Below are 20,259 nucleotides of genomic sequence, written 5' to 3'. Positions count from 1 at the left end.
TAATTTTAACACATATATTGAAGCGCAAAAAATGAGCCATGATGTGTTACAGAACAAATTTTTTGATGAGAATAGAATTCTAAATAAGGTAAACCAATCTCATTTTTTTTTAATGAAACAGGTTGATTAAAATTATTTGAGATTTTTTTTAAGGTTAAAGATTGTGTTGGTTGAATATGATAATCAGTTTTAAAATTATTTGAAGTATAACTATATATAAAATTACTATTTAACTTTATATCAATGTCATATACTTTTTTATTGAAACAAATCTTAGCTTTATCTTCTGTTAAAAAATGCGTTTGAAATTGAAGTGGATTATAAAAAGCTTTAAAACAAAATTCACGTTGGGCAGACTTATAAACTGCTTCTTTACAAGTCCAAATTGTCCAAAAACACAATTCTGGATTTACGGACTGTTGAACGATGTATTGTTCTGAAGCTGTTAGTGTTTTATCAAAATAACGCGATCTAAAAATATTCGATTGTTTTTTGGCTTCTGTTAAATCTACAATATCGTTGCCGAGCATAATTACTTCAACTTTTGTTGAATAACTTCAACGCTTTTTTCAACATTAAGCATTTGTTCCATATCATCATTCTCGATTCTGATGTTAAATTCATCTTCAATATCTAGAATAACATCTACTAAATTAGCCGAATTAATTTCTAAATCCTTTATAAAGTCTGATGTTTCAGATAAGTTTTTAAAATTTTCAGTATGATTTACATAAGGCTCGACAATATGCTTTAATTTTTGAATAATGTTATCTTTAGTCATTCCTATTAAGTTTTAATTTATTTTCGAAACTAGCAAATAAAAAATTTATTCCAGCCATAATAATGATTAATGATAAAGTCCCAGCAACAATCCATTGCCAAGTTGGTATTTCAGGATTGTGCTTTAAAAAGGCACTTTCTAATAAAGCGCAAAGACCAAAACCTAGTAATAATGTGCCTAAGGCTCCAAACGTCCAATATTTTCGTTTTATTTTATTCATTTTTAAATTGTTTTAAAACAGTACACGCATTAACATCTCCAAAACCAAAACTTGCTTTTATAAGGTATTTAATTGAAGTAGATTGAGATTGATTAGGAATCGATTTTTTTGAAATTTGGTTTAGTATGTCTGGATGAATAGGTTGTAAATTTCGGTTTCCAAACACAAATTGATGCTTAACTTGCAAAACTGAAGCTACCAACTCTAAACTTCCTGCAGCTGCTAATGCGTGGCCAATATGACTTTTTAATGAGTTTATTAATGGAAATTTTTCGTCATTTAAATTTAGAGCTGAATGCCAATTATTAATTTCAACAGCATCCATTGCCGTACCTGTTAAATGACCATTTATTGTGTCAATTTCAGCAGCATTAACTTTAGCGTTACTTAACGATTGCAAAATACATTTTTGAACAGCTTCAGAGTTTGGTGCTGTCATGCTACCACCTTGACGCTGACCGCCAGAATTAATAGCACCTCCACAAACCTCTGCATAAATTGGCGCTTGTCTTTCTAGAGCTGAGTCTAAGGTTTCTAAAACTAAAGCACCAGCGCCACTACTTGGCACAAAACCTTGTGCGTTTTTACTCATTGGTCTTGAGGCTTCTTCTGGATGTTGATTAAACTGATAAGGTAAAATTCTCAAAGCTTCAAATCCACCCCAAACTAAAGCGCCAGAGTCACTACTACTGCCAACAAGCATTCGTTTAGCTTTATTGAGCTTAAGATGTTCGTACCCCATCAAAAAGGCTTCAGTACCTGTTGTACATGCCGATGAGTTAGATGTTACCCAATTTCCACAACCTAATTTACCGCCTAAAAATGCAGAAACACCACTTGCCATGGTTTGTAAAACACTCGTGCTGCCAAGCCTTCTAACCTTTTGATTTTCAATTTGATTAAAAGCTTCTTTTAACTTTTCAACACCTAAAATTCCTGTGCCAAAAATAACGCCTGTATCATAATCTGTAGATTTATTAATTTCTAAACCAGCATCAAGCCACGCTTCTTGTCCGGCAATTCCACCATAAATAAGTCCACTTGCCAATAATCCTTTTTGTTCTAAGGCCGTGAAGTAATGGTTTAATAGATTGCTATTAACTTGTGGCGTTCCAGCAACTTGACAACTAAAAGATTTATTGGCTAAGTCTTGATGAAAAGTAATACCATTGATTTGATTTTTTAATGCTTGTAAAAAACTTTTTTTGCCAATTGCATTCGGTGCTACAACACCTAAACCTGTTATAACAACGCGATTATTCATGTGTTTCAGTTGAAATCATTCCACTAATTTCGCCCTTTAAAACAAGTTCACCAACCGTATTATATAATTTTACGGAAGATTTTAATTTGTTAAATCTAAAGTATTCTTTTTCAGCTTCTACTCTAACAGTTTCATTAGGAAAAACAGGTTTTAAAAATTCAATTTCAGTTGAAGTCATTACGCAGTTCAAATTTTTAGTTGATTTACCTTCTGTTTTTAAAAGAAAAATCCCAAAACAGACCAAGCCTATTTGTGCTGCACATTCAGTTAAAATAACACCTGGTGTAATAGGAAAGTCTTTAAAGTGACCTTTGTAAAATTGGTGTTGACGATGAAAAAAGTAAGAACCTTTTATTGAGTTTAAATCAACCTCAATAATTTCATCAACAAACAAAAAGGGATGTTGGTAGGGTAATTGATCTAAAATAGATTGATACTTCTGCATACATTTTAATTTAAACTAAACTTTCACCACCATCAACTTTTATAATGCTACCGTTTATCCAGCGTGCAGCTGAATCACTTAACAAACCAACCACATTTGCGACATCTTCTGTTGTTGTTAGGCGTTTATAAGGATTACGTTTTATGGTGTAAGACTTAAGTTGCTTGTATGCTGGGAAATGCTGCAAAGCTTTTGTGTCAACCAAACCTGCTTGAATACAATTAGCTCTGATACCTTTTGGTGCAAGTTCTACGGCAAGTTGTTTCATGATGCTTTCTAAAGCCGTTTTTGCTGCTGAAACAGCGCCATATTGTGGAATAACTTTAGAGTTTCCTTCACTAGTGAAGGCTATAAATTGACTTGGATTTTTCATTTTTTGATGATGTACAAGTCGATTTGCCCAGCTATAAAAACTGATAGCCATAGATTGCAAGGTTGTCTGGAAATCATTTGTAGTAAGTGCATCTTCGCCAACAACATTTTTTAAATTACCTTTTGCAATTGAATGTAAGACTAAATCGAATTGCAAATCTGGCTGAATTTGATTTATGAATGTATCTATTTTATCGGTGCGTGTAGCATCAAAATTATGGCTAGTTACTTCAACTGAAAGTGAGCGTAAATCATCAAACTTTTCAGTGATTTCTTCATTTAAAGCTCTAGAATCTCGATGTATAATAATCAAATTAAATCCACGTAGAGCTAATTCTTTAGCACTTGCATACCCCAAACCTTGGCTACCGCCAATAATTAACGCTGTTGGTTTCATATTAAAATTTTAATAAAAGTCGTTGTGCTGTAAATCCTGGTCCAAAGCTTAACATTAAGCCGTAATCATCTTTTTTTGGCGAATCTTGCATGATTTGCGCTAAAACAAATAAAACAGTAGCACTACTCATGTTACCGTAATTTTTAAGCACCGATTTTGTTGCATTAATGTTCTTGCCCAAATCTTTAAATAAATCTTCGACAGTTAGAATAATTTTCTTTCCGCCAGGATGAAATATGAGATGTTCTATTAATTCAATCGATAAATTATTACGCTTTAAAAAAGGATGAATAATTTCCGGAAAATGTGTTGCAATAGTATCAGGAACGGCAATATCAAGAATCATTTTCAAGCCATTGTTTGTTAAATCGAAACCCATCATGTGCGTTTGATCGTAAAAATGGTACATCTGCTCATCGCAAATTTGAGGACCACTTGCCTGCTCTTCTGAGCTCATAAGTACACAAGCTGCACCATCGCCGAAAATGGCGGCACTTACCATATTTGCCATACTAAAATCTGAATGTTGCAAAGTTGCTGTTGGTGCTTCAACAGCAATTACAGCAGCCCTTTTATTGGGTTGATTCTCTAAAAACTGTTTAGCGTAAATAATACCGGAAACTCCCGCAACACAACCCATTTCGGTAACAGGCAAGCGCACAATATCTTGCCTTAAACCAAGACTATTTATAAGGAAAGCATCTAATGAAGGAATCATAATTCCTGTACAGCTTACCGTAATAATATAATCTAAACTTTTAGGATCCCAATTCGATTTTAAGAGTGCTTTTTCTAAAACTTGATGACCAAGTTGTTTAGCTTCAGTTTGATAAATTTTATTTTTTTCTTCAAAGCTCGTTGGTGTAAATACCTGATTTGGTGGCATAATAGCATAACGACGATCTACAGCAGCACCTTCAAAGATCTTGATAACTTTACGTTTAAATCGTTCATCTTGATGCTCTAACCAATCTTCAATATACGGAATTACTTCAGCAGTAGAACTAGTATATTTTGGGAGTTGAGTAGAAACTTGCGTAATTTTAACCATGAATTTGTATTAAAAATTGATAACGAAATGCCCAGAACCATTTCAATTGAGTTGCATTATTCAATTGTTTTGAAAAATACTTAAAATCCTTTGATTTAAAACCTCTTAAGATCGAAATTAATCCATCTTTTTTTGCTATTTGAGATCTGACAAAGAAAATACTATATAATTGAAATAAGCGATAAGCTAATTTATGGCGGTGTAAATCATTAATGATTATTCCTAATTTAACTTGCGCTTCTAGTTGTTGAAGCAATTGTATAATCGACTGATCTTTAAAATGGTGAAAAGTGAGACTTGAGCAAACAATATCAAACTCTAAAGCTTTGAACTCTGCTGAAAACACGTCTAAACATAGATAAGAAATATTAAACTTAGTTGAAGTTAATGATTTAGCTACTTCAATAATATACGGATTGGCATCAATACCAATCAATTTTACTTGAAATTTTTGCTTTTCAGCCCATTTTGCAATGGCTCTTAAACTTGCGCCACTTCCACAGCCAATATCAGCAATTGTGATTACCTCTTTTTTTGATTTTTTTAGTAACTGCTTGACACCATTTATCGTTACACGATGGCCGCCTAAACTTGAATTAATTTGATCAATATGTTGAAGTACATTGACTAAATCTTGTCCTTTAAAGTCGAATGTATCCATAATTTCTGCTTGAGATGAACGTTTATTTGTACTAATCATAAGCTGGAATAGGTTGACCATGAGTTAAACGAACAAGTTTTGGTAATAAAAACGGTAATGGCTGAAGTAAATTTAATCCCAAGCTGGTTAACCTTTGATTTAATAAAATTTTCTGAAAAATACGCCCATAAAATAAGCGTTTTTTAAACGATGATTGCCATTGTTGTTTGTAATATGTTGATAATTGACTCATCTGAAGAGAATTTTGGTCAACCAATTTAATCGCTTCAGCGGCAATTTTAGCTGAATGTATGGCCATTGCCATGCCGTTGCCGCATAAAGGATGAATTAAGCCTGCTGCATCCCCTAACATTAAAGCATTAGAATTTGAATTTGACTTTTTTGCAAAGGAGACTTGAGCAATAGCAAGTGGAGATTCAAATATAGAATTAGCTTTCTCAAAAAAATGATTAAGATGCTGATTATTTCTGAGCACCTTTTTATTAAAATCATCTATGGATTTATAGTGTTTAAACACTTCAGCTGAAACTAAATAACAACAATTAATTGCATGCGATTCTGTTTTTGATAAACCACAATAGCCACCATCAAAATTATGAAGTTGGACTTCATTAGCTGGGAATTCATCTAAATTATAATGCGCTTTTACACCAATCCATTGGCTTTTTTTCTGGATAAAACTTCGATGTAATTTTTTATCGAGATTAGACCGTTTTCCATAAGCTAACAACAAAAATTTTGAGTTTAAACAAGAATCCATAAAGTAGGTTTTAAAGCCTGAATGAGTAGACTCGAAATGTGTTACTTTAGCTTTAATGACTTTAACACCAATTTCTTTAGCATGCTTAAATAAAGCATGATCCATTGCAAAACGGCTCACACCAAAACCACCAAGCGGTAATTGAGCTGAAAAAAGTTGACCATTAACATTAGATAACTTAAGTGTATTGATATCCTGTGTTTGCTTTAAGAATTTTATTAGCCCTAAACTTGATAAATATGTTTTTACTTCATTAGAAACATATTCGCCACAGACTTTGTGTTGTGGATATTCATTTTTTTCAACTACAACTACTTCAAAGCCATCAAGACTTAAGTGTATTGCTGCCGTAAGTCCTGCTAAACCACCACCAATAATGCAAACTTTTGAGTTCAAATTAAAAAATTTTTTATAAAAATGATTTTTTTTATTGATATTTGTTAGGGTAATCTAATATTATAGTGTTTTATTAACAGAAACCAAATAAAATAATAGAATCATGAAATTTAAAACATCAATCTTAAGTGTACTTAGCATCATGTTTGTTATGTCGAGTTGTAGTGATGATGACAACTCAAGCTCTACTCCTGTTGCAACTACAAATTTAAGCATTAAAGCCAAAGCAAGTTTAAATACAACTAGCGGTCGTTTAGCTAAAGCAAACACAACTGTTGAAGTTAATAGCTTTTTAATCAATATTAGCAATATCGAATTTGAATATGCTAATAGCGGTAAACCGATAATGCAAGTAGCAAAAAGTGACGAAGATATTAATTTAAGTTTTGAAGATTTACCAATTGAAATACAAAACTATTTAACGACTAACTATCCAAATGATGCATTTTGTAAAGCTGAAATGGAAGACGACAATGATGCCCCTTATAAATATGAAGTTGAGTTAAACTCTGGTTTAGAGATTTACTTTAGAGCAGATTTTTCTGTCTATGCTACCGAACAAGATGATGATCCTTGTAATGGGGCAAGTTATGAAGACGACGACGATAACGATTGGGGCGATGATGATGAAGTTAATCTAGTTGGTCCATTTGAATTAGATTTAAGTAGCGATGCCGTTACTGTAGTTGATGTAGACATTCCTTTAGGAACCTACGAAGAAGTAGAATTTGAAATGAACCGAAGCTTAAATAGTGCTAGTCCGCTTTATCAAAAATCTATTTTAGTAACAGGCACAATTGATGGTTCAAACTTTGAATTTTATCATACTTTCGATGAAGATTTTGAAGTTGATTATGAAGATGCTGGACAAAATCTAGTGATAGATAATACTAATAATGCTTCAATTGTCTTTAATTTTGATTTAAATGCTGTATTCAATTCAGTTGATTTAAGCAGTGCTGTTGATGGTAATAATAATGGAACAATTGAAATTAATCCAGTCGATAGCGATGGCAATCAATCACTTGCTAATCAGCTAAAAAATGCTATTGTTTTGTATGCCGAATTACAGGACGATTAAATTTATAATGATGTATAAAAGCCTAAAGTTTAAACAAATTTTAAACTTTAGGCTTTTTAAGATATTATATACCTACAGAATTTGCTCAGCGTGAGCTTTGGTTTTTACTTTGGTAATAACGTCTTTAAGCTTACCATCTTCATCAATTACAAAGGTTGTTCTATGAATGCCATCATACTCTTTTCCCATAAACTTTTTCGGTCCCCAAACACCAAAAGCTTCAATAACTGATTTATCTTCATCGGCTAATAATGGAAATGGTAGCTCGTATTTGTTTTTAAAATTTTGTTGTCGTTTTTTAGAATCAGCACTAACTCCTAAAATTTTATAACCCTCATTTTTAAAGCTTTGCCAATGATCTCTTAAATTACAAGCTTCGGCAGTACAACCTGGTGTACTTGCTTTAGGGTAAAAAAACACCACTAATTTATGACCTTTATAATCACTGAGTTGATGTAAATTCCCATCTTGGTCTTCTGCTGAAAAATTTGGGGCTTGATCGCCTACTTTTAATGTTGTCATATGCTTATTTTTGTTTAAAATTACAATAAATGAAAAAAACAGAAAAAGTAGATTTCGTTATAAATACGTTAAAGAAATTATATCCAAGCATACCTGTTCCTTTGGATCATAAAGATCCTTATACTCTATTAATTGCAGTTTTATTATCGGCCCAAAGCACAGATGTTAAGGTTAATCAAATCACGCCAATACTTTTTGCTAAAGCTGATAATCCTTATGACATGGTTAAGCTTTCTATTGAAGAAATAAGAGAAATTATAAAACCAGTTGGTTTATCACCAATGAAATCTAAAGGAATTCATGGTTTATCTCAAATTTTAATTGATAAGCATCAAGGTTTAGTACCGCAAAATTTCGAAGATTTAGAAGAGCTCCCAGCTGTCGGACATAAAACAGCTAGCGTTGTTTTAGCACAGGCTTTTGGTATACCAACTTTTCCTGTAGATACGCATATTCATAGACTTATGTATCGTTGGGGATTGAGCACAGGCAAAAATGTAGTACAGACCGAACGAGATGCTAAACGATTATTTCCTAGGGAACTCTGGAATGATTTGCACTTACAAATTATTTGGTATGGTCGTGACTATTCGCCTGCAAGAGGTTGGAATTTAGATCAAGATATCATTACAAAAACAATTGGTAGAAAGTCTGTTATTAATGATTACCAAAAAAAAGTCCGCAAGAAGCGGACTTAAAACACTAATGTTTATTAAGATTTCAGGCTAATTCTGAATCGATTCAAAATCACCAAATTTTGTTGAAAACACTTTTAATGATTTCGAATAATCTAAGAGAAATTTTACCGTAGATCTCTTAGGGCGCAAATACTCAACGGCTGAGTCGTTAAAATAATCTTGAGAGTAATTTTTCGTCATAATTTGAATTTGATTCAAGCTTATAACGAACTTAATTTCAAATTATTGTATTAATTTGTTAATATAATTTGATTAGCTTCTACAGCTTTGCGAAGATTAATTAAAGCATAGCGCATGCGTCCTAAAGCTGTATTTATGCTTACATCTGTACGCATAGCTATTTCTTTAAAACTCATTTCTTTAAAAATTCGCATTTGCAGGACTTCAAATTGATCTTGAGGTAAAATTTTTATCAGCTCGTGCAAATCACCTTCAATTTGAGATTTAACCAAACGATGCTCAGCATCAAGTTCATCATTTGAAATGACATCAAAAATTTCAAAATCTCCGTTACAATCAAATTTTGGTAAACGATTTGATTTTCTAAAGTGATCGATCACTAAATTATGAGCAATACGCATTACCCAAGGCAAAAATTTGCCCTCTTCATTATATTTACCACGTTTCAATGTTTTGATTACCTTAATAAATGTTTCTTGAAATACATCTTCAGCAATTGCCTTGTTTTTTACCTTTGAGTATATGAAACCAAAAATTTTTTGCTCATGTCTATTAATTAACATGGCTAAAGATTTCTCATCACCTGCAATATACTGGTTTACTAAGGTTGATTCTGGTATTGTTTCTAAATTACCCATAACACTCAAGTTTCTAAAATTAGATAAAGTTAAATTAGAGTAGTGTTATTTTATAGGCAATTGATTTTGAATTGTTTGCTAATATATAAATTAAATCAAAAGACTTCAATGAATCTTAAATTATTTAACATAATTCACCATGTTTTTCAGTTGAAATTGCACTTTTAGAATATGTATCTTTGTAAGTCTAATTTAGATCATGAAACAATCCATAGACGACCTTGACCCAAAAGATTTTATAATCATTAAAGGTGCTGAACTTCATAATTTAAAAGGAATTGATGTCGCTATTCCTAGAAATAAACTCGTTGTTATCACAGGTTTATCAGGTTCAGGAAAATCTTCTCTTGCGTTTGATACACTATATGCTGAAGGCCAAAGACGTTATGTAGAAAGCTTATCTGCCTACGCAAGACAATTTTTAGGACGCTTAAATAAGCCTAAAGTCGATTATATTAAAGGAATTGCACCAGCTATTGCTATCGAGCAAAAAGTTAACTCTACAAATCCACGCTCAACTGTTGGTACATCTACAGAAATATATGACTATCTCAAATTACTTTATGCTCGAATAGGCCAAACAGTATCACCAATTTCGGGGCAAATTGTAAAAAAACATCGTGTAAGTGACGTTGTCGATGCAGTTAAAGCGTTTGATGAAGGTAAAAGACTATTGCTCCTAGCGCCAATTCATCTAAAAGAAAATCGAACCGCAGCTGAACAAATTAAAATATTACAACAGCAAGGTTTTAGCCGTATAAAACGTCATCAAAAAGTTGAACGCATTGATGAAATTGATTTTGACCAATTAAAAGAAAATGAGAAATTTGAATTAGTGGTTGATCGAATTGTTGTTAAACATGAAGACGATTTTTACAATCGATTAGCCGATGCTGTTCAAAATGCATTTTATGAAGGTCAAGGTGAAGTTGTTTTAGAAGATTATAAAACCGGAAAACAACAAACCTTCAATAATAAATTTGAACTAGATGGCATGCAATTTACCGAGCCTAACGAACATTTGTTCAGTTTTAACAATCCTCTTGGAGCTTGCCCAAAGTGTGACGGTTATGGTGATGTGATAGATATTGATGAAGATTTGGTGATTCCTAACACAGGCTTAAGTATTTACGAAAATGCCATTGCACCTTGGCGTGGCGATACCTTAGGTTGGTATAAAGATCAGTTAGTTCAATATGCTAATCATTTCGACTTTCCTATTCATCGCCCCTATTTTAAGTTGACGGATGAGCAAAAAAATATTTTGTGGAATGGAAATCAATATATAACAGGAATCAACGAATTTTTCAATAAAGTAGAATCTAAAGCCTATAAAATTCAAAATCGTGTACTTTTATCACGCTATCGAGGAAAAACAAAATGTAAACTCTGTGAAGGAAAACGTTTAAAAGCGGAAGCCAATTATGTTAAAATTAATGACAAAAGCATTTCTGAATTAGTTGATTTACCAATAGATGAAGTCCGTTTATTCTTCAATAATTTAAAGCTTAATTCATATCAAGAAAATGTTGGAAAACGTTTACTAAAAGAAATTAATTCTCGTCTAGCTTTTTTACATGATGTTGGTTTAGATTACTTAACCTTAAACCGTAAATCTAACACACTTTCTGGCGGCGAATCTCAGCGTATTAACCTCGCTACTTCTTTAGGAAGTAGTTTAGTTGGCTCGATGTATATTTTAGATGAGCCTTCGATAGGCCTACATTCTGAAGATAACGACCGATTAATTAAAGTACTTAAAAACTTACGCGATTTAGGAAATACAGTAATTGTTGTTGAACATGATGAAGATATCATGAAAGCAGCTGATTATATTATAGATATTGGTCCAGAAGCTGGAATTAATGGTGGTCAAGTAGTTGCTGAAGGAACTTACAAGCAGATTTTGAAAAGCAAATCTTTAACCGCTCAATATTTAAATCAATCTTTACAGATTGAAGTACCCAAAAAGAGAAAAAAATCTAAATCATTTGTAAAAGTAATTGGTGCTCGAGCTAATAATTTAAAAAATATTGATGTTAAATTTCCTTTAGATTGCCTAACACTTGTCACTGGAATGTCCGGAAGTGGTAAAAGCACTTTGGTTAAAAATATACTATACCCAGCTTTAATTAAAGCCAATGGCGGTTATGGGACAAAGGTTGGCCAATTTGATCAATTAGAAGGAAATTTTAAACATATTAAACAGGTTGAGTATGTAGATCAAAACCCGATTGGTCGTTCATCTCGCTCAAATCCAGTAACTTATATCAAAGCTTACGATGATATTCGTAACTTATTTGCGAATCAAAAACTTGCCAAATTACGTAATTTTAAACCGAAACATTTCAGTTTTAATGTTGATGCAGGAAGATGCGAAACTTGCCAAGGAGAAGGTGAAGTGACTATTGAAATGCAATTTATGGCAGATGTTCATCTTGAATGCGAAACCTGTCATGGAAAGCGCTTTAAAGATGAAGTTTTAGAAGTTACTTTCTATGATAAAAGTATTCATGATGTTCTGAACTTAAGTGTGTCAGAAGCTATTACTTTTTTTGATGACAAAGAAGAGCATAAAATCGTCAAAAAATTACAGCCTTTAAAAGATGTAGGATTAGATTATGTTAAGCTTGGGCAAAGTTCGTCTACACTTTCAGGTGGTGAAGCTCAACGAATTAAACTTGCTGCATTTTTAAGTAAAGGCCAAACTAAAGACAAATGCTTATTTATTTTTGATGAACCAACTACAGGCTTACATTTTCACGATATCAATAAATTATTAAAATCGCTTTATGCTCTGATTGAAAAAGGACATTCGGTGATTGTGATTGAACATAACTTAGATTTAATTAAATGCGCTGACCACATAATTGATTTAGGACCTAAAGGTGGTGTTCACGGCGGTGAGCTAGTTTGCTATGGAACGCCAGAAGAAGTTGCTAAATCTAAACATTCATTAACAGGACAATTTTTAAAAGAAAAACTATAAATTATAAAGGTTAAATTATCTGAAAACCTTATAATTAGAAATTATTTACTTGATTACTTTAGATAATTTCTCAGTTAAATTCTTTCTACTAAATTGGTTAATTTTAGTAGAATTTACATTCAGTTTACCATTCAAATAGGCTTTAAAATGGGTTGTAATTTGTGCTTTAAGCTTTTGTTTATCATTATAAGTAAAAACTGTTCCTGATGATGTTTCATCAACAAGACGCTTAACATCCCAATTTTCAGGACCAATAGCCAGAATTGGGCGTTTAGCATTCATATACTCAAATAATTTACCTGGAATAATACCTTTAGTTTCTTCGCTATTTATCTCAATTAGCAACAAAAGCTGTGCGCTTTGTTGAATTTCAATAGCTTTTTGGTGATTAACATAACCTATTAAGCTTACATAATCTTTTAAGCCATAACTATTAATAGATTCAACAACTTGCTCGCTTACATTACCAACCAACCTGAGTTCAAAGAATTGTTTAAAATTTTCGAGTTCATTAATTAATTCAGCTAAAACTTCCCATAAAAGTTCAGGATTACGCTGGCTTAGTAACGACCCAATATGTGCTAAAGAAAATTGTTCATCAAGGTCTTCAACGCGAACCGACTCATCATCAAAACCATTTGTAATTAGATGAACAGGTGTTTGTGTTTTTAACTTAAATTCATGTTGTGTTTCAAAACTGGTAACTAAAAGCTCATCGGCTTGGTCTAGCACTTCTTGTTCTAGCTGCTTATGTTTTTCTGCAGAAGCTTCTGTAAGCTTTAATTCGTTATGATAACCAATATTTGTCCAAGGATCTCGAAAATCTGCTATCCACTTTAAATCGCTAAACTTAGTTTTTAGTTGTTGCCCGATCAAATGTAAACTGTGTGGTGGTCCTGTAGTTATAATACAGTCGATTTGATGTTTAGTAACATATTTTGATAAAAACTTAACTGATGGCGTTATCCAAAATTTTCGAGCATCTGGAATAAAATAATTTCCACGAACATAAAGTAAGCTTTCTTGTATTTTTGTTTGTTTTTTAGGTGACTTAATTAAACCTTTACTTAAACTTTCTGTATCAGATTTAGATAAAATTTTTGCAAAACTATAAGGCTCAAAAATTGATTTTTCGATAACCTTTACTTTAGAAGAAACCTCTAGATTTAGGCTTTCGTCTTTAGTTGGGTAATGTGGGTTTTTAGGTTTATATACAATTGGCTGTATACCAAAATCAGGCAAATATTTAGAAAACTTCAACCAGCGCTGCACACCAGGACCACCAGCTGGCGGCCAATAATAAGTTATAATTAAAACGTTTTTCATGTAGTTTCTTGCTTCGACTTATAAATAAAACCGCCAATTAGTAGTAGAAAAAACAATCCATAACTTGCTAAAGTTATCACGTTTCCTGTTGTTATAACATCAGGTTCAAATTTAAATACCAATTTGTGATTGCCTTTAGGTAAATATGCGGCACGTAGCACATAATTGGCGTTAAAGTGATTAATTTTTTCGCCATCAACATAAGCTTTCCAACCTTTTGGATAATATAATTCAGAAAATACTGCTATAGCATCATCGCTTAGATTATAGGTATAAGTTAATTGGTTGAGTTGGTAATCGCTCAGTCTAATTTGGTCTTTAGATTTCAACTTAAAAGAAGTTTTAGGAACTTCAGATTTATAAGCGTTTTCAACTACAGCAGTAGATTTAAGATTAGTAGAGTCTAAAGCTTTAATTGCTTCATTAGGACTATTTACCAGCTGAACATCTTCAACAAACCAAGCATTTCCAAAAGCGGTTTCATTTTGTTGATAACTAACTTTTCCTTGTTCTGAAAAAATAAAATACTTAACATTTAACATATTTAGTACCTGCTGATTGCCCTTATAAATATGAAAATCGAACAAATCTTGAATTCTTCCTGGCTTTGCCGCGTGATAGCCACCAATTGAATTATGAAAATATGAAGCACGAGAAGAATTTAAAGGGCTTGAGCTTAAATCATACACCCTAAAATGAGTTGTATCTTTATTAATTAACTTATCAACTGAAGTCGCTTCAAATGGTTGTTGCATTGCGATTTCAGGAACAAAATCTTCTTCGTTAACATAGTTTTTATTGAAGCTTACCAAATCGATTAAAATAACGAGCGAAATACCAATTAAGGCCATATTATGTTGAAGTTTCTGCTTTAAAACTGCCAATAATATCGCAGCGACGGCAATACATATAGCCAGAGTTCTAAGCACGTCAGCAGTTAACATAGCTTCTCTATCAAGGCGTAAAGCTCGAATAAAATTAGGCCCTAATTGCTTAATTAATCTAGCATCGTTAGTCGTACTGTAGTCAAAACTACCACTAAACAGATATAATAAAACCAAAATAGATCCTAAAATGATGCTGGTGTATTTTAATGCTTTTAACTTTAACTCATAACTAACGGATGGTTTAAAAAATTTAGCTAAACCAACAATAGCTAAAACAGGGACTGCAAACTCTATAATCGCTTGTATCGATGATACTGCTCTAAATTTATCGTATAATGGAATATAGTTGATAAAAAACTTTGTGAGTAAAGCAAAATTATCACCCAAAGAAAGTAATAGCGATAGCAAGATACCACTAACTATCCATTTTTTAAGTTTTCCATTAACTAAAAACAAGGCTAATACAAACAAAAATAAAACACTAGCACCGATATAAGCTGGAGCACCAATGTAAGTTTGTTCTCCCCAATAAGTAGGCGCACTTTCTACAAACCCTAAAGCTTGCTGAGTTGAAATACCTTCAAGTGACATTAAGTACTTAAAAGTTTCTGATTCAGTATCTAAAGCTTCAGCACTTGAACCACCCATAAATCGTGGAATAAATAAATTTAAACTTTCTAACCAACCATAACTATATTCTGTAATATAATCATAACTCAAAGCTGTTTCTGCTTTTTTCGATCCATCAGGATTAATGGTTAAACCTGTATCTCCTCTTGTACTGTAATCTGTATACTCTTTAGTCGCTAATACTTGTGTTGAATTAACACCAACTGCTAATAATGCTGCGGCTAGCATTATACCAACTGACTTCAAAAATTGAGGTAGTTGATTATTTTTAAGAGCATCAATAAGGTAAACGATTCCTAAGACAAGCGTAAGTAGCATTAAATAGTAGGTCATTTGAAAATGATTAGCATTTAGCTCTAATGCTAAACCAAAAAACAAAGTGATAAAACCTAGTAAGCGTTTGTTTTTTAAACAAAGTAAAATCCCACTAATTACGACTGGAAAGTATGCTATGGCATGTGCTTTTGCATTGTGACCAACCCCTAAAATAATAATTAAGTAGGTTGAAAAACCAAAAGCTAAAGCGCCTACGATTGCATATTTATAGTTAACTTTTAAGGTTAAAAACAAGATGTAAATACCTATAAAATACAGAAACAAATAATCAGCTGGTCTTGGTAAAAACCTAATAAGCCGGTCAAGTTCTTTAATATAATTATACGGATAATTTGCTCCAAGTTGGTAAGTTGGCATGCCTACAAATGCAGCATCAGTCCAGTAACTTTCTTCACCTGTATCAGCCTTAAAATCTTTGTGCTTTTCGGCCATACCAATATACTGGACAATATCACTTTGGTAGATAATTTTGTTTTGGAGAACTGGATGAAAAAAAGCAAGTGATATTGCAATAAAACCAAGAATGACAAAAAAATGCTTAGCATTTTGTTTTATAAACTTTTTCATAATTAATCGAGTTCTTCGTAATCAATGTATTCTCCAACCTTTGAATTTGGATTGGTTTTTCTAGTGCCGCTTTGTTTATTTAAATTATCTTTTTGTCTTGAATAAGTTGATTGCTGCTGACTTTGCTGTTGGGTATTTTCAAACTTTTGTTTTAGCTTCTTTATAAAATAACGCATTAAAAAAGGTGCAAAAAATTTAAAAAGCAATCGAAACCCGAAAATAATTAAGATTATTATTAAAAGCGTTTCTAAAAATTCCATAAAATCATCTAAATATGAATTCACAAATGTATTGATTAGACAGCGTAAAAAATAGTTCTTGACTAATAAATTATTGATAAATTCAACTATATTTGAAAAAAACATAATATGTATAGAGCCTTTGTTTTTATGAGTAGTTTACTCTTAAGTATCAGCTGTTTTGCACAATACACTGAGACAATCAACTCAAACAGACCTGGTGCATCTCAAGGCGCTTTTGCTGTTGGAAATGGTGTTATGCAATTAGAGACTGGATTTAGATTTGATAACGAAAAACATGACTTACAACGAACTGAAACTACTATTTATGGCTTAGACTATCAAGCAAGATATGGTTTTTTTATGGAGAAATTAGAATTGACGCTTGAAGGGAGTTTTCGCTCTGTGAATACTGACTTTGTTCAAGGAGCAAATACTGAGACAGTTAGTTACTCCAACTTTCAATCTAATACATTAGCTGGTAAATATTTACTTTATGATCCTTATTTTAAAAGAGAACAAGAAGAAAAAAGTTATATAAGTTGGAAAGCAAATAACACATTTCAATGGCGTGATTTAATTCCGGCTATCTCAGCATATGCTGGTGTAAATTTTGCTTTTGGTGATAATCCTTTTTTATTTGAAGGCGAGCCTAATTTCTCACCAAGATTAGGCTTGATAACGCAACATAATTATGGTCGATGGGTTTTTGTAACCAATTTTTACGGAGACAAATTGGGGACAGATTTTCCTTCTTACACGGGTATTTTCACACTTACACATTCTGTCGGAAATCGATTTGCTGTTTTTGGTGAATTTCAAACTATTATAGGAGATTTATATAGCGATGAAATTGTGCGTGGTGGCTTAGCTTATTTATTAACAAAAAACCTTCAACTTGATCTCTTAAGCTTAGTCAATTTTAAAAATACACCACAAAGACTTGGTTTCAGTCTAGGGATATCTTATCGTTACGATAAATTTCGAAAAGAAGAACGTATTTATGATGAATCAGAAAAAGAGCAATTAAAATCTGATGATAATTTTAAGTTAGGAGATAAAAAATAATGTATTGATGAACAATTTTGATCAAAATTTCAAAAACCTTTCAACAACTGATCAATACGACAAGATTACTTCGGTTTGTCGCGATTTGTATGAAAATAAACTTAAAGATTACGGTTGTGCATGGCGCATTTTACGCTTACCATCTTTAACTGATCAAATTTTTATAAAAGCCCAACGCATTAGAAGTTTACAGATTAATGGTACATCTAAAATTGATGAAGCCATAGATGCTGAGTTTATTGGTATTATAAATTATGCCATTATGGCGCTTATTCAATATCATAAAGGGGTTGCTAATCAGCCTGACTTAAAAATTAAAGAAGCTTTAGAGTTATACGATAGCTATTTAGCTGAAACAAAAGCCTTAATGATGAATAAAAATCATGATTATGGCGAAGCTTGGCGAGACATGCGTGTGAGTTCATTAACCGATTTAATCTTACAAAAATTATTGCGTGTAAAACAAATTGAAAATAATTCAGGAAAAACAATTGTAAGTGAAGGTATTGATGCTAATTATCAAGATATGATTAATTATGCCATTTTTGCCTTAATTCATTTAAACTTAAATTCTCATTAAAATGACATTCATAGTTAAAATTGCTCGCTATTTTGTGGGACTACTCTTTATTTTTAGTGGATTAGTTAAGTTGAATGATCCGCTCGGTTTTGCCTATAAATTAGAAGAGTATTTTAGCCCTGGTGTTTTAGATATTTCTTTTTTAGTGCCTTATGCGCTTATGATTTCTATCTTTCTAGTAATTATAGAAGTTTTACTTGGTATAGCTTTGATTATTGGCTATGCTAAGAAAATAACAATTTGGAGTTTATTATTAATGATAATATTCTTCACATTCTTAACTTTCTACTCAGCCTATTTTAATAAAGTTACTGATTGCGGATGTTTTGGTGACGCTATACCACTTACACCTTGGCAATCTTTCATTAAAGATGTGATATTAAGTGTTTTAATTTTATTTTTATTTTTAAAACAAGAATTCATAAAGCCTATTTTCCCTAAACCAACTTTAAAATGGGTTATTTTTGTAAGCAGTATATTGTGTTTTTTTATAGCTTATCATGTATTAATGCATTTACCAATTATTGATTTTAGAGCTTACAAAATAGGCACTGATATAAATGAAGCTAGAAAAGTTCCTGAAAATGCACCAGAAGCTATCACAGATTATCATTGGAGATTTAAAGTGAATGGTGAAGAAAAAATAATTACGACTAGAGGGAATTTCCCTAACGTTGAAGGTGAATTTATTGATGTTAAAACTGAAGTTATTCGTGAAGCCTATACGCCACCAATTCACGACTTTAATCTAATTAAAGATGGTGATGACCAAACGCAATATATCTTAAACCAACCTAAAGTTTTAATAATTAGCGCTTACAATTTAAATAAAACTGAAATTCAAGGCTGGAAGACAATTAAACCTCTAATAAATGAAGCAAAAAAGGCCAATTACTTAGTCATAGGCTTATCTGCGTCAGGATCAAAATCTGTTAAAAATCTACTACAATCTAATAGCATCGATATTCCATTTTACACTTGTGATGAAACTGCTATAAAAACAATAGTGCGTTCTAATCCAGGTTTAATTGAACTTGAGAATGGAGTTATTACTCAAAAGTTACACTGGAATGATGCTGATGAATTTAAGATAGATTAATGCAAAAATTACTGTCTAAAATAGGCTATGCATTTATCACATTATTTGGTGTTGTAAGTGTGGTTTTCGTATTATTTAATGTTTTACCAGGAGATCCTACCAAAATGATGCTTGGTGAAAATCAAACCCAAACTCAAGTAAATATTTTAAAAGAAAAATATGGTTTTGATCAACCTATATATAAACAATACCTTTATTACTTAAACGACCTCTCACCTATTTCTGTACATTCAAATAATAAAACAAATTTTACATCAATTAAAGACAAGCCATTATCATATACTTCAATTCTTACAACTAAAGACTTTCAATTAGTCATCAAATTTCCGTATTTGCGACAATCGTTTCAAAAGCAAAACAAAGCTGTTTCAGAAATTATGGCAGAAACCTTACCAAATACAGCTGTGCTTGCCATTTCAGCAATAAGCATTGCCTTGTTTATGGGTTTAATTTTAGGCGTTATTTCAGCAATCTATCAAGATTCTTGGCTTGATAAGTTAATTCAAGTCGTCAGTACATTAGGCATGAGTATTCCTTCTTTTTTTAGTGCTATTTTATTTGCCTGGTTTTTTGGTTTTCTCTTAAATGAATATACAAACCTAAATATGACAGGGAATTTATATGAGTTAGATGATTTTGGTGAGCAGAAAAATTTAGTGCTTAAAAATTTACTACTTCCAGCAGTTGTTTTAGGAATAAGACCATTAGCGGTGGTTATTCAACTCATGCGCAATTCAATTTTAGAAGAATTATCTAAAGATTATGTTGTTACTGCCAAAGCAAAAGGCTTAAAGCTTAAACAAATTATCATAAAACATGTCTTTAAAAATGCTCTAAACCCTGTAATTACAGCTATTTCAGGCTGGTTTGCATCAATGCTTGCTGGTGCTGTTTTTGTAGAATATATCTTCGGTTGGAATGGCCTTGGTAAAGAGATTGTAAATGCTTTAAATACCCTAGATTTACCTGTAATTATGGGTTCAGTCTTAATTATAGCAACAATTTTTATTGTAATCAATATTTTAGTTGACTTGATTTATAGTATTTTAGACCCCAAAGTAAATTAAACCTT

General features: G+C 32.0%; 21 protein-coding genes. 7 read left to right on the top strand and 14 right to left on the bottom strand.

Annotated features, from left to right (window positions below; all coding sequences use genetic code 11):
* Positions 1-5: 5 nt before the first annotated feature.
* The 9 genes from IMZ30_RS11280 to IMZ30_RS11240 are packed head-to-tail and all read right to left on the bottom strand — an operon-like array spanning position 6 to position 6,347.
* Entirely contained in the window at positions 6-530 is a 525-nt protein-coding gene (locus IMZ30_RS11280; RefSeq protein WP_207038397.1) for a 4'-phosphopantetheinyl transferase superfamily protein, read from the bottom strand.
* Positions 531-532: 2 nt separating this feature from the next.
* Positions 533-781: an acyl carrier protein gene (locus tag IMZ30_RS11275; protein WP_207038396.1), complete on the bottom strand. Its 249-nt coding sequence runs from the start codon at positions 779-781 to the stop codon at positions 533-535.
* The gene (locus tag IMZ30_RS11270; RefSeq protein ID WP_207038395.1) at positions 774-1,001 is read right to left on the bottom strand and encodes a hypothetical protein; all 228 of its coding nucleotides are present in this window, start codon (positions 999-1,001) and stop codon (positions 774-776) included. The genes IMZ30_RS11275 and IMZ30_RS11270 overlap by 8 nt, the downstream gene beginning before the upstream one ends.
* Entirely contained in the window at positions 994-2,265 is a 1,272-nt protein-coding gene (locus tag IMZ30_RS11265; protein WP_207038394.1) for a beta-ketoacyl-[acyl-carrier-protein] synthase family protein, read from the bottom strand. The genes IMZ30_RS11270 and IMZ30_RS11265 overlap by 8 nt, the downstream gene beginning before the upstream one ends.
* Positions 2,258-2,710, bottom strand: a complete 453-nt coding sequence (locus IMZ30_RS11260; protein WP_207038393.1) for a 3-hydroxyacyl-ACP dehydratase FabZ family protein — start codon at positions 2,708-2,710, stop codon at positions 2,258-2,260. The genes IMZ30_RS11265 and IMZ30_RS11260 overlap by 8 nt, the downstream gene beginning before the upstream one ends.
* Before the next feature lie 10 nt (positions 2,711-2,720).
* A complete protein-coding gene (locus IMZ30_RS11255; RefSeq protein WP_207038392.1) occupies positions 2,721-3,479 on the bottom strand; it encodes an SDR family oxidoreductase in 759 nt (252 codons plus the stop codon).
* 1 nt (position 3,480) lies between these two features.
* Positions 3,481-4,530: a type III polyketide synthase gene (locus IMZ30_RS11250; protein WP_207038391.1), complete on the bottom strand. Its 1,050-nt coding sequence runs from the start codon at positions 4,528-4,530 to the stop codon at positions 3,481-3,483.
* Positions 4,523-5,230: a methyltransferase domain-containing protein gene (locus tag IMZ30_RS11245; RefSeq protein ID WP_207038390.1), complete on the bottom strand. Its 708-nt coding sequence runs from the start codon at positions 5,228-5,230 to the stop codon at positions 4,523-4,525. Before IMZ30_RS11245 ends, IMZ30_RS11250 begins: the two co-directional genes overlap by 8 nt.
* Positions 5,223-6,347: an NAD(P)/FAD-dependent oxidoreductase gene (locus tag IMZ30_RS11240; protein ID WP_207038389.1), complete on the bottom strand. Its 1,125-nt coding sequence runs from the start codon at positions 6,345-6,347 to the stop codon at positions 5,223-5,225. The genes IMZ30_RS11245 and IMZ30_RS11240 overlap by 8 nt, the downstream gene beginning before the upstream one ends.
* Positions 6,348-6,450: 103 nt before the next feature.
* On the opposite strand from IMZ30_RS11240, the gene IMZ30_RS11235 reads away from it, so the two are divergent.
* Positions 6,451-7,428, top strand: coding sequence for a hypothetical protein (locus IMZ30_RS11235; protein ID WP_207038388.1), 978 nt, complete (start codon positions 6,451-6,453; stop codon positions 7,426-7,428).
* 72 nt (positions 7,429-7,500) lie between these two features.
* Here IMZ30_RS11235 and bcp read toward each other — a convergent pair whose 3' ends face one another.
* Complete coding sequence (gene bcp, locus IMZ30_RS11230) at positions 7,501-7,950, bottom strand: thioredoxin-dependent thiol peroxidase (protein ID WP_207038387.1); 450 nt, start codon at positions 7,948-7,950, stop codon at positions 7,501-7,503.
* 29 nt (positions 7,951-7,979) lie between these two features.
* Here bcp and IMZ30_RS11225 point away from each other — a divergent pair, with 29 nt between their 5' ends.
* Entirely contained in the window at positions 7,980-8,648 is a 669-nt protein-coding gene (locus tag IMZ30_RS11225) for an endonuclease III domain-containing protein (RefSeq protein WP_207038386.1), read from the top strand.
* A gap of 230 nt (positions 8,649-8,878) precedes the next feature.
* On the opposite strand, the gene IMZ30_RS11220 is transcribed toward IMZ30_RS11225, so the two are convergent.
* Positions 8,879-9,466, bottom strand: a complete 588-nt coding sequence (locus IMZ30_RS11220) for an RNA polymerase sigma factor (RefSeq protein ID WP_207038385.1) — start codon at positions 9,464-9,466, stop codon at positions 8,879-8,881.
* A gap of 199 nt (positions 9,467-9,665) precedes the next feature.
* On the opposite strand from IMZ30_RS11220, the gene uvrA reads away from it, so the two are divergent.
* Entirely contained in the window at positions 9,666-12,455 is a 2,790-nt protein-coding gene (uvrA, locus tag IMZ30_RS11215; RefSeq protein WP_207038384.1) for an excinuclease ABC subunit UvrA, read from the top strand.
* A gap of 45 nt (positions 12,456-12,500) precedes the next feature.
* Here the strand turns inward: uvrA and IMZ30_RS11210 are convergent, their stop codons facing one another.
* The 3 genes from IMZ30_RS11210 to IMZ30_RS11200 are packed head-to-tail and all read right to left on the bottom strand — an operon-like array spanning position 12,501 to position 16,485.
* Positions 12,501-13,781, bottom strand: a complete 1,281-nt coding sequence (locus IMZ30_RS11210; protein ID WP_207038383.1) for a glycosyltransferase — start codon at positions 13,779-13,781, stop codon at positions 12,501-12,503.
* A complete protein-coding gene (locus IMZ30_RS11205) occupies positions 13,778-16,201 on the bottom strand; it encodes a YfhO family protein (protein WP_207038382.1) in 2,424 nt (807 codons plus the stop codon). Before IMZ30_RS11205 ends, IMZ30_RS11210 begins: the two co-directional genes overlap by 4 nt.
* Before the next feature lie 2 nt (positions 16,202-16,203).
* Positions 16,204-16,485 (bottom strand): DUF4834 family protein, encoded by a 282-nt coding sequence (locus IMZ30_RS11200; RefSeq protein ID WP_242529664.1) that lies wholly within the window; start codon positions 16,483-16,485, stop codon positions 16,204-16,206.
* Positions 16,486-16,569: 84 nt separating this feature from the next.
* Between IMZ30_RS11200 and IMZ30_RS11195 the strand changes: the two genes are divergently transcribed.
* The 4 genes from IMZ30_RS11195 to IMZ30_RS11180 are packed head-to-tail and all read left to right on the top strand — an operon-like array spanning position 16,570 to position 20,254.
* The gene (locus IMZ30_RS11195) at positions 16,570-17,508 is read left to right on the top strand and encodes a transporter (protein WP_242529663.1); all 939 of its coding nucleotides are present in this window, start codon (positions 16,570-16,572) and stop codon (positions 17,506-17,508) included.
* Between the two features lie 7 nt (positions 17,509-17,515).
* Positions 17,516-18,088 (top strand): DUF1599 domain-containing protein, encoded by a 573-nt coding sequence (locus tag IMZ30_RS11190; protein ID WP_207038381.1) that lies wholly within the window; start codon positions 17,516-17,518, stop codon positions 18,086-18,088.
* Between the two features lies 1 nt (position 18,089).
* Entirely contained in the window at positions 18,090-19,187 is a 1,098-nt protein-coding gene (locus tag IMZ30_RS11185; RefSeq protein ID WP_207038380.1) for a BT_3928 family protein, read from the top strand.
* Entirely contained in the window at positions 19,187-20,254 is a 1,068-nt protein-coding gene (locus IMZ30_RS11180; protein WP_207038379.1) for an ABC transporter permease, read from the top strand. Before IMZ30_RS11185 ends, IMZ30_RS11180 begins: the two co-directional genes overlap by 1 nt.
* Positions 20,255-20,259: the final 5 nt, after the last annotated feature.

This window comes from Psychroflexus sp. ALD_RP9 (assembly GCF_017311165.1).
Lineage (GTDB): Bacteria > Bacteroidota > Bacteroidia > Flavobacteriales > Flavobacteriaceae > Psychroflexus.
Note: the sequence above shows the minus strand (reverse complement) of the source record. Positions and strands in the feature narration are given on the sequence as shown.

What these genes read in the sequence shown, in the direction of transcription:
- IMZ30_RS11270 (WP_207038395.1), bottom strand. Translation starts at nt 1,001, where the DNA reads ATGAATAAAATAAAACGAAAATATTGGACGTTTGGAGCCTTAGGCACA.
- IMZ30_RS11205 (WP_207038382.1), bottom strand. Translation starts at nt 16,201, where the DNA reads ATGAAAAAGTTTATAAAACAAAATGCTAAGCATTTTTTTGTCATTCTT.
- bcp (WP_207038387.1), bottom strand. Translation starts at nt 7,950, where the DNA reads ATGACAACATTAAAAGTAGGCGATCAAGCCCCAAATTTTTCAGCAGAA.
- IMZ30_RS11235 (WP_207038388.1), top strand. Translation starts at nt 6,451, where the DNA reads ATGAAATTTAAAACATCAATCTTAAGTGTACTTAGCATCATGTTTGTT.
- IMZ30_RS11245 (WP_207038390.1), bottom strand. Translation starts at nt 5,230, where the DNA reads ATGATTAGTACAAATAAACGTTCATCTCAAGCAGAAATTATGGATACA.
- IMZ30_RS11220 (WP_207038385.1), bottom strand. Translation starts at nt 9,466, where the DNA reads ATGGGTAATTTAGAAACAATACCAGAATCAACCTTAGTAAACCAGTAT.
- IMZ30_RS11255 (WP_207038392.1), bottom strand. Translation starts at nt 3,479, where the DNA reads ATGAAACCAACAGCGTTAATTATTGGCGGTAGCCAAGGTTTGGGGTAT.
- IMZ30_RS11280 (WP_207038397.1), bottom strand. Translation starts at nt 530, where the DNA reads ATGCTCGGCAACGATATTGTAGATTTAACAGAAGCCAAAAAACAATCG.
- IMZ30_RS11265 (WP_207038394.1), bottom strand. Translation starts at nt 2,265, where the DNA reads ATGAATAATCGCGTTGTTATAACAGGTTTAGGTGTTGTAGCACCGAAT.
- IMZ30_RS11190 (WP_207038381.1), top strand. Translation starts at nt 17,516, where the DNA reads ATGAACAATTTTGATCAAAATTTCAAAAACCTTTCAACAACTGATCAA.
- uvrA (WP_207038384.1), top strand. Translation starts at nt 9,666, where the DNA reads ATGAAACAATCCATAGACGACCTTGACCCAAAAGATTTTATAATCATT.
- IMZ30_RS11275 (WP_207038396.1), bottom strand. Translation starts at nt 781, where the DNA reads ATGACTAAAGATAACATTATTCAAAAATTAAAGCATATTGTCGAGCCT.
- IMZ30_RS11260 (WP_207038393.1), bottom strand. Translation starts at nt 2,710, where the DNA reads ATGCAGAAGTATCAATCTATTTTAGATCAATTACCCTACCAACATCCC.
- IMZ30_RS11250 (WP_207038391.1), bottom strand. Translation starts at nt 4,530, where the DNA reads ATGGTTAAAATTACGCAAGTTTCTACTCAACTCCCAAAATATACTAGT.
- IMZ30_RS11225 (WP_207038386.1), top strand. Translation starts at nt 7,980, where the DNA reads ATGAAAAAAACAGAAAAAGTAGATTTCGTTATAAATACGTTAAAGAAA.
- IMZ30_RS11185 (WP_207038380.1), top strand. Translation starts at nt 18,090, where the DNA reads ATGACATTCATAGTTAAAATTGCTCGCTATTTTGTGGGACTACTCTTT.
- IMZ30_RS11210 (WP_207038383.1), bottom strand. Translation starts at nt 13,781, where the DNA reads ATGAAAAACGTTTTAATTATAACTTATTATTGGCCGCCAGCTGGTGGT.
- IMZ30_RS11180 (WP_207038379.1), top strand. Translation starts at nt 19,187, where the DNA reads ATGCAAAAATTACTGTCTAAAATAGGCTATGCATTTATCACATTATTT.
- IMZ30_RS11195 (WP_242529663.1), top strand. Translation starts at nt 16,570, where the DNA reads ATGTATAGAGCCTTTGTTTTTATGAGTAGTTTACTCTTAAGTATCAGC.